Raw genomic sequence first — 14,688 nt, forward strand, 5'->3', positions numbered from 1 at the left:
GGCGTTCTGGCGTCAGCGGGGCCGGGCCCCGAAGCCGCGGAGGTCCGGGGGCCGGCACATGGCCGACCCCCGGTTCAGGGTTACTCCTTGATGCGGTACCAATCGGCCGCATTCCAGAGTTCGCTGTCCCAGGTGTTCAGAACGACGCCGCCCAGGGAGTTGGAGTGCGCCGAAACCCGGCCGCGATCGACCAGCGGGACGATCGTGTAGCTTTCCTTGGTCAGCATCTCGTTCAGCTTGATCGCGATCTCGCCGCGCTTTTCAAGCTCGCCGGTCTGCGCCAGCTCGTCGAGCAGGGCGTCATAGGCGGGATCGCAGTAGCGGTTCATGTTCTCGCCCTGCCATTGCGAAGACGGCTTGGGTTCGTTGCCGCAACGGTATTGCGCCAGATAGGCCTGCGGATCGGTGCCGTCGAAGTTGTTGGCGTACATTTCCACGTCCGCATAGAACTTCTGGAAGGTGTCGGGCGAGCCCGGATCCCCACCGAAGAAGACCGAGGAGGACACGTTCTTCAGCTCGGTTTCGACGCCGATTTCGCTCCACCAGGCCTTGATCGCATCCTGGAAGTTCTGACGCACGGCATTGGTCGAGGACTGGAACAGCAGCTTGAGCGGAACGCCGTCCTTTTCACGGATGCCGTCACCGTCGGTATCGACCACGCCCGCTTCGTCGAGCAGCGCATTGGCGCCTTCGATGTCCTGGGTCATGCAATCGGTGTTCGAAGATGCGTAAAGTTCAGGCGCCGGCACCAGATTGCAGGTCGGGCGACCCGCCTGGCCATAGCCGATCTCGACCAGGATCTCGCGGTCGATGGCCATCGAAAGGGCCTTGCGCACGGCGAGATCGGTCAGGAAGGGGTGCGGTTCGGCCACGGTGGCGCGTGTCTCGGGCGGCAGATCGGCCGAGGGGTTGGTCAGGTTCATCTCGATCCGCTCAACCAGCGTTCCGAATGCCGCAACAGTCTTGCCCTGGCCGCCTTCGGCCATCTTGGCCAGCACTTCGGGGGCCAGTTGCAGGTTCCAGGCATAGTCGAACTCGCCGGTTTCCAGCACCGCACGACCTGCCGCGGTGGCGTCGCCGCCGCCCTTGAAGGTCGCGGTCGCGAAGGCGGGTTTCGCCGGGTCGCGGTAGTTCGGGTTGGCCGACATGGAGATTACGTCATTGGGCTTGAATTCGTCCACGACGAAGGGGCCGGTGCCGATCGGGTTGAAGTTGGCCTCGGTGCATTCGGGTGCGCGCGGGCCCAGGCATTCGGCGAATTGCGCGGCCTGGATGATCGGCGACTGGCCGCCCATGAAGGGCAGATAGGGGTTGGGTTGCGGCGCCTTGAAGGTGACCTTGACGGTCAGGTCGTCGAGGGCTTCCACCGATTCCACGGCGTCGAACTTGGAAAACTGGGCGCAACCGCCGCCGTCCGCCATGCAGTATTCAGAGGTGAAGACCACATCGGCCGAGGTCAGGGGCGTGCCGTCGGACCACAGCAGGCCTTCCTTCAGTTTCCAGGTGATCGTCGTCAGATCTTCCGAAACGCCGCCATTGCCCACCGTGGGGATCTCTTCGGCGAGGTAGGGCACAAGGCCGCCTTTTTCGTCGAAGCGTGCAAGCGGTTCCAGGATCAGGGACGAGCTTTCGATGTCCTTGGTGCCGCTGGAAAGATAGGGGTTCAGGATGGACGGCGCCTGCCAGTAGATGATGTTGACATGGCCGTCGGCGCCGCGTTCGGCCATGGCCGCCGGCGCCAGTGCGACGGTCGCGGCCGCACCCAGCAGAATGGTTTTGAATGACATTTGTGTCTCCCGGTTAGATAGCCCGGCCCTTTTGGCAGGCCGGTTACGAATGTGGGTGAATTGGCGAAAATGCGGCACGTCATTTCTGCTGTGCCACATTCCGGTTCGTCTCCCCACGGACTGTTGCCATCGAAAATCGGATTCGTGCAAAATGCAAGCCTTCCGGTCCGGTGACGCTAAGGGAGAGGCGCGGGCAGTTTGACATTTCGGCGAAAGCCTCTGTAGCGTCGCTCCAACACTTCCTTTGCTCCCGAAAAATTTCTTTGCGAGGCGCCGCATGCTGGATACCGGAACGTCGACACAACCGCTCGCGAGGATCGAGAACCTTCAGGTTACCTTTGAGACAAGGGATGGCCCGGTCAAAGGCGTGGAGGATGTTTCCTTCGATATCTTCCCCGGAGAGACGGTCTGCGTGGTGGGCGAATCCGGGTCGGGCAAGTCGGTCTCGTCGCTGTCGCTGATGCGGCTGATCGATTTCGGTGGCGGAAAAATCTCGGACGGGCGCCTGATTTTTGATCGCAAGGGCGGCGGAGAGATCGATTTGGCCAAGGCCGACCAGGGTCTGATGCGCACCATTCGCGGCAACGAGATTGGGATGATCTTCCAGGAGCCGATGACGGCGCTGAATCCGGTCTTCACCGTGGGTCGGCAATTGCGCGAAGGCCTGATGCTGCACAAGGGCATGAACAAGGCGCAGGCCACCACGCGTGCCATTGAACTTCTGCGAGAGGTCCGCATCCCCGAACCCGAACGCCGCATCGCGCAATATCCCCATGAATTGTCCGGCGGCATGCGACAGCGGGTCGTGATCGCCATGGCGCTGGCCTGCGAGCCCCGGCTGCTGATCGCGGATGAACCGACGACAGCCCTGGACGTGACCATCCAGGCCGAGATCCTCGCCCTGATGGACCGGCTGAAGCGGGAAACGGGCACGGCGGTGATGTTCATTACCCATGACATGGCGGTGGTGGCCCAGATGGCCGATCGCGTCGTGGTCATGTTCCGTGGCAACAAGGTCGAAGAAGGGCCGGTCAGCCAGATCTTCAACGCGCCGAAGCATGATTACACCAGGTCTCTGCTGGCCGCCGTTCCCAAGCTGGGCGAAATGACCGGCAAGCCGCTGCCTGAACCGATGAAGCTGTTCGGCGTCGAAGGTCAGGTCATCGCGCCGATCCCCGGCAAGGACGAAGTCCTGCTGAGCGTGAAGAACCTCATCACCCGCTTCCCGGTCAAGGGCGGCGTGCTGCGCCGCACGGTCGCCAATGTGCATGCGGTTGAAGATATCTCCTTCGACATCAACAAGGGCCAGACGCTGAGCCTTGTGGGGGAATCCGGTTGCGGCAAATCCACCGCCGGGCGATCGTTGCTGCGACTGATCGAACCGCTTTCCGGGCAGATCGAGCTGGATCACAAGGACATCATGGCGCTGAACCAGCGAGATCTGCGGCGCGCGCGGCTCGACATGCAGATGATCTTCCAGGATCCCTTTGCCTCGCTCAACCCGCAGATGCAGCTGGCCGATCAGGTGGCCGAGCCGATGAAGAACTTCGGCACCCATTCCGGCAAGGAGATGTACGACCGCATCGAGATGCTGTTCGACCGGGTCGAGCTGCCGCGCAGCTTCATGCGCCGCTTCCCGCACGAACTGTCCGGTGGCCAGCGTCAGCGCGTCGCCATCGCCCGCGCGCTGGCCCTGAACCCCAAGCTGATCGTGGCGGACGAAGCGGTTTCGGCGCTGGATGTCTCGGTCCAGGCCCAGGTGGTCAACCTGATGATGGAGCTTCAGGCCGAACTGGGCCTGTCCTTCCTGTTCATCAGCCACGACATGGCGGTGGTCGAAAGGGTGTCGCATCGGGTCGGGGTGATGTATCTGGGGCGCATCGTCGAAATCGGGTCGCGCCAGGCCGTCTTCGAGGACCCGCGCCATCCCTACACCCGGGCCCTGATGAAGGCGGTGCCCATCGCCGACCCCGACCGCCGCAAGCAGGAACACGAGCTGAACTTCAAGCCGATCCCATCGCCGATCCACGGGCTGGATTACCAGCCCGGCCCTTCTGAATACGAACAGGTGGGACCGGATCATTTCGTCCTGACCACCGACAGCGGATACTAGGGGGCAGGGCGGGGGCTTTGGCCCACCCAAGGAAATATCATGGCCTCACGTCTAACGCCGTTCGAAATCATGCGGACCCTTGTGGGCTTTCCCACGGTCAGCCGCGACAGCAACCTGCCGCTGATCGACTGGGTGCAGGACTATCTGGAAGGTCACGGGGTCACCTGTGTCCGGCACCTGCATCCCGATCAGCCCAAGGCCGGGCTTTGGGCGCATGTCGGGCCATGGCAGGACGGCGCCGTTGTGCTGTCGGGGCATACGGATGTGGTGCCGGTCGATGGTCAGGAATGGACCGATGACCCCTTCACGGTGATCGAACGGGACGGCAAGTATTTCGGGCGCGGCTGCGTCGATATGAAAAGCTTTGACGCGTTGGCGATCTGGGCCATGGCCGAAGCGGCCGGACAGACCCTGGAAACCCCGCTGCAACTGGCCCTGTCCTACGACGAGGAACTGGGCGTGATCGGGGCCGACCCGCTACTGCGCGACATTGAAGGCCAGGTGCCCAAGGGTGCCGTCGCTATCATCGGCGAACCGACGATGCTGAAGCCGGTCACCGGGCACAAGGCCTCGATCGCCTTCGACACCGTGGTGCATGGGTTCGAGGTCCATTCCTCGCTGTCCCATACCGGCGTCTCGGCGGTGATGGAGGCCGCGCGGATCGTCGACTGGGCCAATTCCGTCAATGCCGCCAACATGGCCAAGGACCCGCAGGGCAGCGATGCCCTGTTCGAGCCGCCCTGGACCAACGCCCATGTCGGTGTGATCTCGGGCGGGACGGCGCACAACATCACCGCCAAGCGCTGTGAATTCGTGATCTCCTTCCGCTGTGTGCCTGGCGAAGATCCCGAAAGCTATGCCACGCTTTATGAGGCCGAGGTCCGCCGCGTCGAAGCCGCCATGCAGGCCATCCGCCCCGAAGCCCGGATAGAGCTGGTCGGTAAGTTCCGCGCGCCGGGCCTGAAACCCGTGCCCGACAATGCCGCCGAAGCGCTGGCGCGCCGGTTGACCGGCGACAACGATACCTATGTCGTCAGCTACGGCACCGAGGCCGGGCATTTCCAGAATCACGGGTTCGCCGCCGTTGTCTGTGGCCCCGGCGACATCGCCCAGGCCCATCAGCCGGACGAATACATCACCATCGCCCAATTCGAGGCCGGCCATGATTTCATGCGCCGCCTGCTCGACACGCTCATCGAAAGGTAATTCCATGCCCATCAAGAACCGGCTGGCCGAAATGCAGCCCGAGATCGCCGCCTGGCGCCATGATCTGCACGAGAACCCCGAGATCCTCTACGAGACCCACCGCACCTCGGCCCTCGTGGCCGAGAAGCTGAAGGCGTTCGGCTGTGACGAGATCGCCACCGGCCTTGGGCGCACCGGCGTCGTCGGCGTGATTCGCGGCAAGAGCAATACTTCGGGCAAGGTCATCGGCTTGCGCGCCGACATGGATGCGCTGCCGATCCACGAACAGACCGGACTCGACTATGCTTCCAAGACACCGGGCGCGATGCATGCCTGCGGTCATGACGGCCATACGGCGATGCTGTTAGGCGCGGCGAAATACCTGGCCGAGACGCGCAATTTCGACGGCACCGCCGTGGTGATCTTCCAGCCCGCCGAAGAAGGCGGCGGTGGCGGCAAGGAAATGTGCGACGATGGCATGATGGAGAAATTCGGCATCCAGGAAGTCTATGGCATGCACAACTGGCCCGGCATGCCGCTTGGGTCCTTCGGGATCCGGCCCGGCGCCTTCTTTGCCTCGACCGACCAGTTCGAGATCACGGTGCACGGGCAGGGTGGCCACGCTGCCAAACCGCATAACACTGCCGATCCGGTGGTCGCGGCCAGCCAGTTGGTCAGCGCGCTGCAGACCATCGCCAGCCGCAACGCCAGCCCGGTCGATCAGGTCGTGGTTTCCGTGACCTCCTTCGAAACCTCATCGAAGGCCTTCAACGTCATCCCGCCGCGCGTCACCCTGCGCGGCACCATTCGCACCATGTCCGCCGAGATGCGCGAACTGGGCGAAACCCGTCTGAAATCCATCACGACGTCGCTGCTCGAGGCCATGGGCTGCAAGGCCGAGATCCGTTGGATCGCCGGCTATCCGCCGATGGTGAATCACGAAGAGCAGACCGAATTCGCCGCCGAAGTGGCACGCTCGGTCTCGGGGGATTGCGACTTTGCCGAGATGACGATGGGCGGCGAAGATTTCGCCTATATGCTCGAAGAACGCCCCGGCGCCTATATTCTGGTCGGCAATGGCGACAGCTCGGACGTCCATACGCCGGAATACAACTTCAACGACGAAGCCATTCCCGCCGGATGCTCCTGGTGGGCCGGGATCGTCGAGCAGCGCATGCCGGCTGCCTGAACCTGGGCCGGTGCGGTGGCCTTCGGGGCTGCCGCGCCACAAGGGATGGGGCTCAGGGCGTGTCCTCGGCCCAGAGCCGTTCGTAGACTGCGTTGATCCCTGCCGCCTCGCCGGTGATGTTGAACAGCTTTTCGGCATCCTGGCGGGCGTGCTGCGACATGGCCCCCAGCTTGTCCGCGTCGCTCAGCATCGCCTTCAGCGCCTCGGTCGCGGCTGCGACGTCATCCAGCGGAACGACAAGGCCGTTGCGCCCGCCTTGCGTGAATTCGCGAAAGAACCCTGCCTCGCTGGCAAGAATGGGCGTGGCCGAGGCCAGCGCCTCGAGCGGGGCCATGCCATAGCCCTCGTAGCGCGGCAGTTGCACCACCAGCGACAGCGCACGCAGCAGGGCGGGCAGGTCATCGGCTGGGATTTCGCCGGGAAACAGGATGCGGTCGGTCAGACCGGCGGCGGCGATCTTTTCCTTCAGACCATCCAGAAACGCCTGATCGCCGCTTTTCGCGCGCCCCAGCACCAGAGCGGTCGTGTCGGGGGTGCCCGGAAGGGTGCGGATCAGGGTCTCGACCGTCAGGTCGGTGCCCTTCTCGGGGCGGATGCGGCCGATGGTGGCGATGCCGCGCGTGCCCGGATAGCCGGTCGCTGCCCAGGCGGCGGCCCGGTCCGGTGCGGGGGTATAGCGCGTGCAATCGACGCCGTGATGCACCACGGCGCGCACATGGGGCACGAAATCGGCGGCCTTGTCGGTGGTCGCAATCACCGCATCCATCCGTGCAATCAGCCAGCGGGGCAGCGCGGAATGATATCGCTGCGCCGCCGAGGTGAAGACGATCTTGATCGGCAGGCGCAGCACGTCCCGCGCCCAGAGCGCGGCGCGCATTTCGGGATTGCGCCGCACATGCCAGATCGCGAAGGGCCGGGTCGCCGGGACGCGGCGCGACAGGCGCCGCGCTTCGTCGCGTCCGATTGGCGTTGGACAACCGGGCAACGGATGGCCAATCAGCGCCAGGTCGTAGGCCGCCTGCTGCTGGCGGATCACCCCCGCTGCAGTGGCCGAAACCCCGGTGAAATTGCGATTGAAGTTGGTGACGAAAAGTTCGGGCATGATGCGCTCGGTCTAGCCGGTCGGGCGCTCTGCGGGAAGCAGTTTTGCCAGCAGCAGCGCAGCGACGTCGTCGATCTGCCCCTGTTGGCCGTCGCGGATCGTGGCCGCCGCCGCCGCCATCGCCGTGCGCGGGGTTTCGTCCGAGAGCAGCTCGACCAGCGCGGCGGCCAGCGCAGGTGCATCCGCGACCGCGCGCGCGGCGCCGCTTTGGTCGAACTCCGCGTAGGTTTCAGCGAAATTGGCCACCTTTGAACCATGCAGGACCGGCGTGGCGAAGCAGGCCGGCTCATAGGGGGTATGCCCGCCCGCCGGGCCGAAGGACCCACCGAGGAAGGTGACCGGAGACAGCGCATACCATAGCCCGGTTTCGCCCAGGGTATCGGCCAGATAGACCTCTGCATCCCCCGGCGGGTGGCCTTCAGAGCGGCGGGCGAAAGACAGGCCACTGCTGCTTAGCTCGCTGGCGATGGCTTCTGCACGGGTGGGATGGCGCGGTACCAGGATCAGGCGCAGGCCGGGCAGGGCCGCGCGGGCGATCTTGTGGGCCGCCAGGACCTGCTCTTCCTCGCCCTCGTGGGTGGAGACCGCGCTCCAGACCGGGCCGGGGAAGGCGGCGCGCATCTCCTGCAGGGCGGCATCGTCGACAGGGGGCGCCTGGATCAGGGATTTCAGGTTCGGCCCCTGTGCAACGGTGTCCGGGTCTGCCCCAAGCGTCAGCAGCCCGTCCAAGGTGGTGCGGTCCTGCGTGCGGATCACGCAGAACTGCGACAGCAGGTATCGGAAGGTGTCCCCGAACCGCCCCCAGTTGCGCAGGGTGCCGCGAGACATGCGCGCATTGACCAGCGCCAGCGGGATATCGCGGGCGCGGGACATGACCAGCATCTGCGGCCAGATCTCGCTTTCGACAAAGATGCCGGCATCGGGGCGCCAGTGATCGAAGAACCGCGTCAGGGGCGCGCCCGCATCCAGCGGCGCGAACTGGTGCTGGCACCGCGCCGGCAGCCGGTCCGCCAGCACCTTGGCCGAAGCCGCGGTGCCCGAGGTGATCAGCGCCGAGGCCCCCGGCATCCGGTCCAGCAGCGCCTGCACGAGCGCGAGGGCAGAGACGCTTTCCCCGACGCTTGCGGCGTGAAACCACAGCAGCGGACCATCTGGGCGGGGCGCGGTGGCATGGCCCAGCCGTTCCCGTCGCCGTTCGGGCGCAATGTCTTCGCGGCCCAGCTTGCGGTTCACCCGCCGCCAGACCAGCGGCGCGGCACAGGCCGCGATCCCGCGGTAGAAGTGGTAAAAGGGCGTCGGTTGCGCCAGTGGCCCAGGCATCAGCCGCCCGTATGGCTCATGTGGCGCGACACCTGACCATCGGCGCGCTGGCGCGAATAGTCGAAATCATGGCCTTCGGGTTTCAACCCGATCGCGGCGCGGATCGCTTCCTCGAGCGGGGCGTCGTTGCCCGGATGATTGCGCAGGGCGGGGCGCAGATCGGCGCGGTCTTCCTGGCCGAGGCACATGTACAATTCGCCCGTGCAGGTCATCCGCACGCGATTGCAGCTTTCGCAGAAATTATGGCTGAGCGGGGTGATGAAGCCGATCTTCTGGCCGGTTTCCTCGATCCGGACATACCGCGCCGGGCCGCCGGTGTTCTCGGGCAGGTCGGTCAGGCGATAGGTTTCCGCCAGCTTGGCGCGCAGATCGTTCAGCGACCAGTATTGGCCAACGCGATCCTCGTTGCCCAGATCTCCCATCGGCATGACCTCGATCCATGTCAGGTCCATGTCCCGCGCGGCGCAGAATTCCGCCAGGGTAAAGATCTCGTCCTCGTTGAAGCCCTTCAGCGCCACGGCGTTCAGCTTGACCTTCAGCCCGGCGGCCTGCGCTGCGTCCAGCCCGCGCAGCACCTGCGGCAGGCGGCCCCAGCGGGTCACGCGGGCGAATTTCTCCTCGTCGAGCGTATCAAGCGACACGTTCACACGGCGCACCCCGGCAGCGGCAAGATCCGCGGCAAAGCGTTCCAGCTGCGATCCGTTGGTGGTCAAGGTCAGCTCTTTCAGCGCGCCGCTGTAGAGGTGGCGGCGCATGCCATGAAAGAAGGTCATGATATCGCGCCGCACCAGCGGCTCGCCGCCGGTGATGCGCAGTTTTTCCACCCCGAGACGGATGAAGGTCGAACACATGCGGTCCAGTTCCTCCAGCGTCAGAAGTTCTTTCTTCGGCAGGAAGGTCATGTTTTCGGCCATGCAATAGACACAGCGGAAATCACAGCGGTCGGTGACCGACAGGCGCAGGTAGGAAATCGCGCGCTGGAAGGGATCGATAATGGGTTCCGTCATGGGACAAAGGTATTGCGGCGGCATGGTGCCGACAAGTCATGATTCCGAGATTGATGTGTGGCGCACTTCCGCTAGATATGGAGCATGATGATTTTGCGCCCCCTGCTCCTGTCCGCTCCGCTGTTCCTGGCGGCCTGCAACCTGCCTATTTTCCAGGCTGATCCGGCGCCGACCGGTCTGCCTGCCGCCCGGATCGCCGAAGAACCTGCCGGCATGGTCGAACAGGCGGACGGCGCGGTGCAAAGCGGCCAGTTGGGCAGCACGCTGGCGACGCTTGGCGCGGCGACAGAGGCCGGGCTGTGGCTGAAGACCCCGCTGGTGACCAAGCGCCAGCCCGGTGAGGTCTATTCCGCGCAGACAGGCAAGCGTCTGGCGGTCGACCTGATCCCGATCGAAGGGCCCGCTACGGGCGGTTCGCGTCTGTCGTTGCAGGCGATGCAGCAACTGGGACTGTCACTTACCTCCCTCGCGGAGGTCGATGTCAGCGCCTGAAGCGGGGGTCTGAGCGGGCAGATATTTGGCGGCTTCCTTGCGGGCGAAGGGCTTCATGGCCGCGCCGTGCATGTCCAGGAACCCGCGCACCCGCACTGCGTCATGCTTGGACAGATCCCGCAGCCACCAGGCCACGGCCTTCTGAATGAACTGGCGCTGGTCGGCGACCAGGGTGGCCGTCCATTCCAGCACGGTTTCGCGCGCGGCGGTTTCCTCGGCCGAGGGGTGGTTCAGCCGCGCGAGGGGCAGGGTGATGACGAGCGCCGCGCGCTTCGTCCACAGGTGCTCTGCCTCGGTCCAAGGCGCTATGACCTGAAGGCGGGTCAGGTCCGCCATGATGCGGCGCGAACCGGCCGCGCAGGCGTGATCCGCTATCGCCCAGCCGTCGAATTCCGGCACCCAGGACTGGATCAATGCCCAGGTCGCCGCGTCGTCGCGGATCCGCGATTGGGTCAGCAGCTTGGCCGCCGCAATCCGGGCTTCGTGGATGTCGCTTTCCCAAAGCGTCTGAGCGAGTTCCAGCTTTTCCGGCGACTCCATCGACCTGCGCCAGGCGGCGGCAAGGTCGTTGATCTGGGGGTTCGGCACGCCGAGATAGCGCCGGTCCGCCTTGTGATAGGCGGCCGCATTTTCAGCGCGGACCGCATCCTGATGCTGAATCAGCGCCTCGATTGCGTCCTCGGCTGTCATATGCGCGCCCCTTGTTTACCGGCTGCCGGGATCGGCCCGCTCTTGAGGCCTAGTGCCACCGATCCTGCGGAGCGAAAAGGTCTTTTGCAGGAAGGGCGCTGCCCAGCGTGACAGTCCCCCCGTGGCGCGGATATGGTCGATCTGACGCGATCTGGCTGGGGCATCGGCATTTATTCCAGCAGATAATCTTAAGGTTGGAGCCGATATTGGTGATGATCTTCACGTCATTCAGGTTCGGCGTTTTTTCGCATCTCGCGCCTGAGGCATGACTGCCCCGTGCCCCGCTGAGGTTGTGACAAACGAACGAACCCGGCGGTGCCGAGCGCGATGAAGTGGTTCATGAGGGCGATTCGGATGTGGATTTCGGCGGTCTGGCGATCCGGGTCTCTGGCCGTGATGCGGTCGCCGAAAAATTTCAGGCAGCGCATTTTCGGCTCGATCCAGCTGCGTGCGTGGTACCTTGTCCGGTGTTTCCAGAACGCCCTGCCGAAATGTCGGGGGGGCGCGCAGGGTTTCTGTGCCAAAGGGGACACCACGCTGGCATCCAATTCCGGCGGCTTCCGGGCCGCAACTAGGGCTATTCGACCGTGACGGACTTTGCCAGATTGCGGGGCTGGTCCACGTCGGTGCCCTTGGCGACGGCGGTGTGGTAGGCCATCAACTGCGCAGGGAGCGCATAAAGGATCGGCGTCAAAACCGGGTCGACCATCGGCATTTCGATGCTGCGCCAGATGCCGTCCTGTGCCGCTTCCAGCCCCGCGTGATCCGAGATCAGCACGACGCGTCCACCCCGCGCCATGACCTCCTGCATGTTGGACACCGTCTTTTCGAACAGCGCGTCGCGGGGGGCCATGACCACCACCGGCACGTGTTTGTCGATCAGCGCAATCGGCCCGTGCTTCAGTTCGCCTGACGCATAAGCTTCGGCATGTATGTAGCTGATTTCCTTCATCTTCAACGCGCCTTCTAGCGCCAGAGGATACATCAGCCCGCGCCCCAGGAACAGGATATCCTGGGCCTCGGCCAGTTCCAGCGACAGGGCCTCTGCCATGGTGTCGGTTTCCAGCGCATTGCCCAGGGTGGCGGGCAATCCGCGCAGGGCGGACAGCAGGCTTTCCAGTCGCTCTTCGCTGATCCGGCCCTTCTGGCGCGCGGCCTCCAGCGCGAGGATCAGCAGCACGGTCAGCTGGCAGGAAAACGCCTTGGTCGAGGCGACGCCGATTTCGGTACCCGCGAGGATCGGCAGGGCAAGGTCGCTTTCCCGCGCGATGGAGCTTTCGGGGACATTGACCACGGAAACGATCCGCTCGGCCTTGTCGCGGCAATAGCGCAGGGCGGCGAGGGTATCGGCGGTTTCGCCCGACTGGCTGACGAACAGCGCCAGGGTGCCTTCGGTCACCGGCGGTTCGCGGTAGCGGAATTCCGAGGCGACATCGACCTCGACCGGCAGGCGGGCAAGCTGTTCGAACCAGTATTTCGCCGTCAGGCAAGCGTAATATGCGGTGCCGCAAGCGACCATGACCAGCCGGTCGATGCCGGTGAAATCAAGTCCTCCGTCGGGCAGGGTGATGCTGTGGCCCGACTGGCCGAGGTAATGCTTGACCGCCTCGGCGATGACCTGGGGCTGCTCGGCGATTTCCTTGGCCATGAAGTGCTTGTGCCCGGCCTTGTCGACCTGGGTCCGATCCAGGCTGACGCGGCGCATCTCGCGGTTGGCGACATTGCCTTCGCGGTCGAAGATCGTGATCGAATGGCGGGTGACGACGGCCCAGTCACCTTCTTCCAGATAGGTGATCTTGTCCGTCAGTGGCCCAAGCGCCAGCGCATCCGACCCGACGTAGTTTTCGCCGTCCCCATGCCCGATTGCCAGCGGAGAGCCCTTGCGCGCGGCGATCATCAGGTCCTCTTCGCCGTCAAAGAGGAACAGCAGGGCAAAGGCGCCTTCCAGCCGGTCCAGCGTCTTGCGCACCGCGTCGACGGGCGACAGGCCTTCCTGGATATGCAGGGCGGTCAGCATGGCGACGGTTTCGGTATCCGTCTCGCTTACCGGGACCAGGCCCTTTTGCGACAGTTCGGCGCGCAGTTCGCGAAAGTTCTCGATGATGCCGTTGTGGACCACGGCGACCTTGCCGGCGCGGTGCGGGTGGGCGTTGACCTCGGAGGGTTCGCCATGGGTCGCCCAACGGGTGTGGCCGATGCCGGATTTGCCGGGCAGCGGCGCATGAACCAGCACGTCGGACAGGTTCACCAGCTTGCCCACGGCGCGGCGGCGATCCAGCACGCCGTTGTTGATGGTGGCGATCCCGGAACTGTCGTAGCCGCGATATTCCAGCCGCTTTAGGGCCTCGACAAGAAAGGGAGAGGCTTCGTGATTACCGAGGTAGCCGATGATTCCGCACATTATTCCGTCTCTGCTTTCCGGGCTTTCTTGAGCCGCAACATTTCCATCAGCTTCCGGGCCATGCCCGGCTTGGTCTCTTGTCGGGGGCGAGCCAGCGCCAGGGCGCCGGGTTCCACGTCGCGGGTGATCACCGACCCGGCCGCCGTCATTGCCTCGTCCCCGATGGACACCGGGGCGACGAGGATGCTTGACGAGCCGATGAAGGCTCGGGCCCCGATCCGCGTCACATGTTTGAAGACGCCATCGTAATTGCAGGTGATCGTGCCCGCCCCGATATTGGTTTCCTGGCCCACTTCGGCATCCCCGATATAGGTAAGGTGGTTGATCTTCGCCGCCCTGTCGATGCGCGCGGCCTTCACTTCGACGAAATTGCCGATATGCACGTCCTCGGCCAGTTCCGCACCGGGGCGCAGACGGGCATAGGGGCCGATCAGCCCGCCGCGACTGACATGGCAGCCCTCAAGGTGGGAAAAGGCGCGGATGCGTGCGCCGCTTTCGACGGTGACACCGGGGCCGAAGACCACGTTGGGCTCGACCACGGAATCCCGGCCGATCACCGTGTCATAGGCGAAATGCACGGTTTGGGGCGCCAACAGGGTCACGCCGTCCTCCAGCGCGGTTTCGCGGGCGCGGGCCTGATAGGCCGCTTCGGCGCGGGCGAGTTCTGCGCGCGAATTGATGCCCATGGTTTCGGCTTCGTCGCAGGTCACGGCCCCGGCCGACAGGCCCCGGTCCCGCGCCAGCCCGACGATATCCGTCAGGTAGTATTCACCCGAGGCATTGTTGTCTCCTACCGCGGAAATCAGGTCGAACAGAAGCTCGGCGTTCGCGCAGACAAGGCCGGAATTGCAAAGGTTTATGCGCCGCTCCTCTTCCGAGGCATCCTTGAATTCGACGATCCGGTCAAGGTGCTGACCATCCATCACCAACCGCCCGTAGCGACCCGGATCGGCGGCCTCGAAACCCAGCACGACCACGTCGTGACGGGCGCGCGCGGCTTTCATCGCCTCCAGCGTCTCGGGGCGGACGAAAGGTGTGTCGCCGTAAAGCACCAGCACGTCGCCGTCGAAATCCGCCAGGGCGGCGCGGGCCTGATCGACCGCATGGGCGGTGCCGTTCTGGGCCTCTTGCAGTACGATCTGCGCAAAGGGCGTGACCTCTTCGGCGGCGGCAGTGACCGCCTCGGCGCCATGCCCGGCCACGACGATGACGCGGGATGGTTCCTGCGACAGGCCCGACAACATGGCATGGGCCAACATGGGCGCCCCGGCGATTTCGTGCAGGACCTTGGGCAGGTCCGAATTCATCCGCGTGCCCATACCCGCGGCCAGGATGACCAGTGCCGTGCTCATATAACCCTCGACGTTTCTGTGCAGAGCCGCGAGATCCCTGCAAAAGCGAT

General features: G+C 64.6%; 11 protein-coding genes and 1 pseudogene. 4 read left to right on the forward strand and 8 right to left on the reverse strand.

The genetic code is table 11. From position 1 onward, the window contains the following. Positions 1–80: 80 nt before the first annotated feature. Positions 81–1,787 (reverse strand): peptide ABC transporter substrate-binding protein, encoded by a 1,707-nt coding sequence (locus tag PSAL_RS02350; RefSeq protein ID WP_119839680.1) that lies wholly within the window; start codon positions 1,785–1,787, stop codon positions 81–83. Positions 1,788–2,064: 277 nt separating this feature from the next. Between PSAL_RS02350 and PSAL_RS02355 the strand changes: the two genes are divergently transcribed. The 3 genes from PSAL_RS02355 to PSAL_RS02365 are packed head-to-tail and all read left to right on the forward strand — an operon-like array spanning position 2,065 to position 6,274. Beyond that, positions 2,065–3,900 carry an ABC transporter ATP-binding protein gene (locus PSAL_RS02355; protein ID WP_119839679.1) on the forward strand — a complete coding sequence of 612 codons (1,836 nt, stop codon included), beginning with the start codon at positions 2,065–2,067 and terminating at the stop codon, positions 3,898–3,900. A gap of 39 nt (positions 3,901–3,939) precedes the next feature. Further along, entirely contained in the window at positions 3,940–5,106 is a 1,167-nt protein-coding gene (gene argE / locus PSAL_RS02360) for an acetylornithine deacetylase (protein ID WP_119839678.1), read from the forward strand. A gap of 4 nt (positions 5,107–5,110) precedes the next feature. Further along, entirely contained in the window at positions 5,111–6,274 is a 1,164-nt protein-coding gene (locus PSAL_RS02365) for a M20 aminoacylase family protein (protein WP_119839677.1), read from the forward strand. Between the two features lie 52 nt (positions 6,275–6,326). Here the strand turns inward: PSAL_RS02365 and PSAL_RS02370 are convergent, their stop codons facing one another. The 3 genes from PSAL_RS02370 to moaA are packed head-to-tail and all read right to left on the reverse strand — an operon-like array spanning position 6,327 to position 9,703. Next, entirely contained in the window at positions 6,327–7,376 is a 1,050-nt protein-coding gene (locus PSAL_RS02370; protein ID WP_119839676.1) for a glycosyltransferase family 4 protein, read from the reverse strand. 12 nt (positions 7,377–7,388) lie between these two features. Next, positions 7,389–8,696 (reverse strand): 3-deoxy-D-manno-octulosonic acid transferase, encoded by a 1,308-nt coding sequence (locus PSAL_RS02375; RefSeq protein WP_119839675.1) that lies wholly within the window; start codon positions 8,694–8,696, stop codon positions 7,389–7,391. After that, positions 8,696–9,703, reverse strand: coding sequence for a GTP 3',8-cyclase MoaA (gene moaA / locus PSAL_RS02380; RefSeq protein ID WP_119839760.1), 1,008 nt, complete (start codon positions 9,701–9,703; stop codon positions 8,696–8,698). The genes PSAL_RS02375 and moaA overlap by 1 nt, the downstream gene beginning before the upstream one ends. Before the next feature lie 84 nt (positions 9,704–9,787). On the opposite strand from moaA, the gene PSAL_RS02385 reads away from it, so the two are divergent. Then, entirely contained in the window at positions 9,788–10,195 is a 408-nt protein-coding gene (locus PSAL_RS02385; RefSeq protein WP_119839674.1) for a hypothetical protein, read from the forward strand. Here PSAL_RS02385 and PSAL_RS02390 read toward each other — a convergent pair. The 4 genes and pseudogenes from PSAL_RS02390 to glmU all read right to left on the reverse strand — a co-directional run bounded on the left by PSAL_RS02390 (position 10,157) and on the right by glmU (position 14,638). Further along, the gene (locus PSAL_RS02390) at positions 10,157–10,885 is read right to left on the reverse strand and encodes a DNA alkylation repair protein (protein WP_119839673.1); all 729 of its coding nucleotides are present in this window, start codon (positions 10,883–10,885) and stop codon (positions 10,157–10,159) included. The genes PSAL_RS02385 and PSAL_RS02390 overlap by 39 nt on opposite strands. 293 nt (positions 10,886–11,178) lie before the next feature. Next, positions 11,179–11,382: pseudogene (locus PSAL_RS02395) on the reverse strand (IS5/IS1182 family transposase); the annotation flags it as partial. 80 nt (positions 11,383–11,462) lie between these two features. Then, positions 11,463–13,286: a glutamine--fructose-6-phosphate transaminase (isomerizing) gene (gene glmS, locus PSAL_RS02400; RefSeq protein WP_119839672.1), complete on the reverse strand. Its 1,824-nt coding sequence runs from the start codon at positions 13,284–13,286 to the stop codon at positions 11,463–11,465. Continuing rightward, positions 13,286–14,638, reverse strand: coding sequence for a bifunctional UDP-N-acetylglucosamine diphosphorylase/glucosamine-1-phosphate N-acetyltransferase GlmU (glmU, locus tag PSAL_RS02405; protein WP_119839671.1), 1,353 nt, complete (start codon positions 14,636–14,638; stop codon positions 13,286–13,288). Before glmU ends, glmS begins: the two co-directional genes overlap by 1 nt. Between the last annotated feature and the right edge of the window lie 50 nt (positions 14,639–14,688).

The organism is Pseudooceanicola algae, from assembly GCF_003590145.2.
In the GTDB taxonomy this organism is placed as follows: Bacteria; Pseudomonadota; Alphaproteobacteria; order Rhodobacterales; family Rhodobacteraceae; genus Pseudooceanicola; species Pseudooceanicola algae.

Bases quoted from the DNA above. Each gene is read 5' to 3' on its own strand.
- PSAL_RS02350 (WP_119839680.1), bottom strand. From the start codon at position 1,787: ATGTCATTCAAAACCATTCTGCTGGGTGCGGCCGCGACCGTCGCACTG.
- PSAL_RS02355 (WP_119839679.1), top strand. From the start codon at position 2,065: ATGCTGGATACCGGAACGTCGACACAACCGCTCGCGAGGATCGAGAAC.
- argE (WP_119839678.1), top strand. From the start codon at position 3,940: ATGGCCTCACGTCTAACGCCGTTCGAAATCATGCGGACCCTTGTGGGC.
- PSAL_RS02365 (WP_119839677.1), top strand. From the start codon at position 5,111: ATGCCCATCAAGAACCGGCTGGCCGAAATGCAGCCCGAGATCGCCGCC.
- PSAL_RS02370 (WP_119839676.1), bottom strand. From the start codon at position 7,376: ATGCCCGAACTTTTCGTCACCAACTTCAATCGCAATTTCACCGGGGTT.
- PSAL_RS02375 (WP_119839675.1), bottom strand. From the start codon at position 8,696: ATGCCTGGGCCACTGGCGCAACCGACGCCCTTTTACCACTTCTACCGC.
- moaA (WP_119839760.1), bottom strand. From the start codon at position 9,703: ATGACGGAACCCATTATCGATCCCTTCCAGCGCGCGATTTCCTACCTG.
- PSAL_RS02385 (WP_119839674.1), top strand. From the start codon at position 9,788: ATGATGATTTTGCGCCCCCTGCTCCTGTCCGCTCCGCTGTTCCTGGCG.
- PSAL_RS02390 (WP_119839673.1), bottom strand. From the start codon at position 10,885: ATGACAGCCGAGGACGCAATCGAGGCGCTGATTCAGCATCAGGATGCG.
- glmS (WP_119839672.1), bottom strand. From the start codon at position 13,286: ATGTGCGGAATCATCGGCTACCTCGGTAATCACGAAGCCTCTCCCTTT.
- glmU (WP_119839671.1), bottom strand. From the start codon at position 14,638: ATGAGCACGGCACTGGTCATCCTGGCCGCGGGTATGGGCACGCGGATG.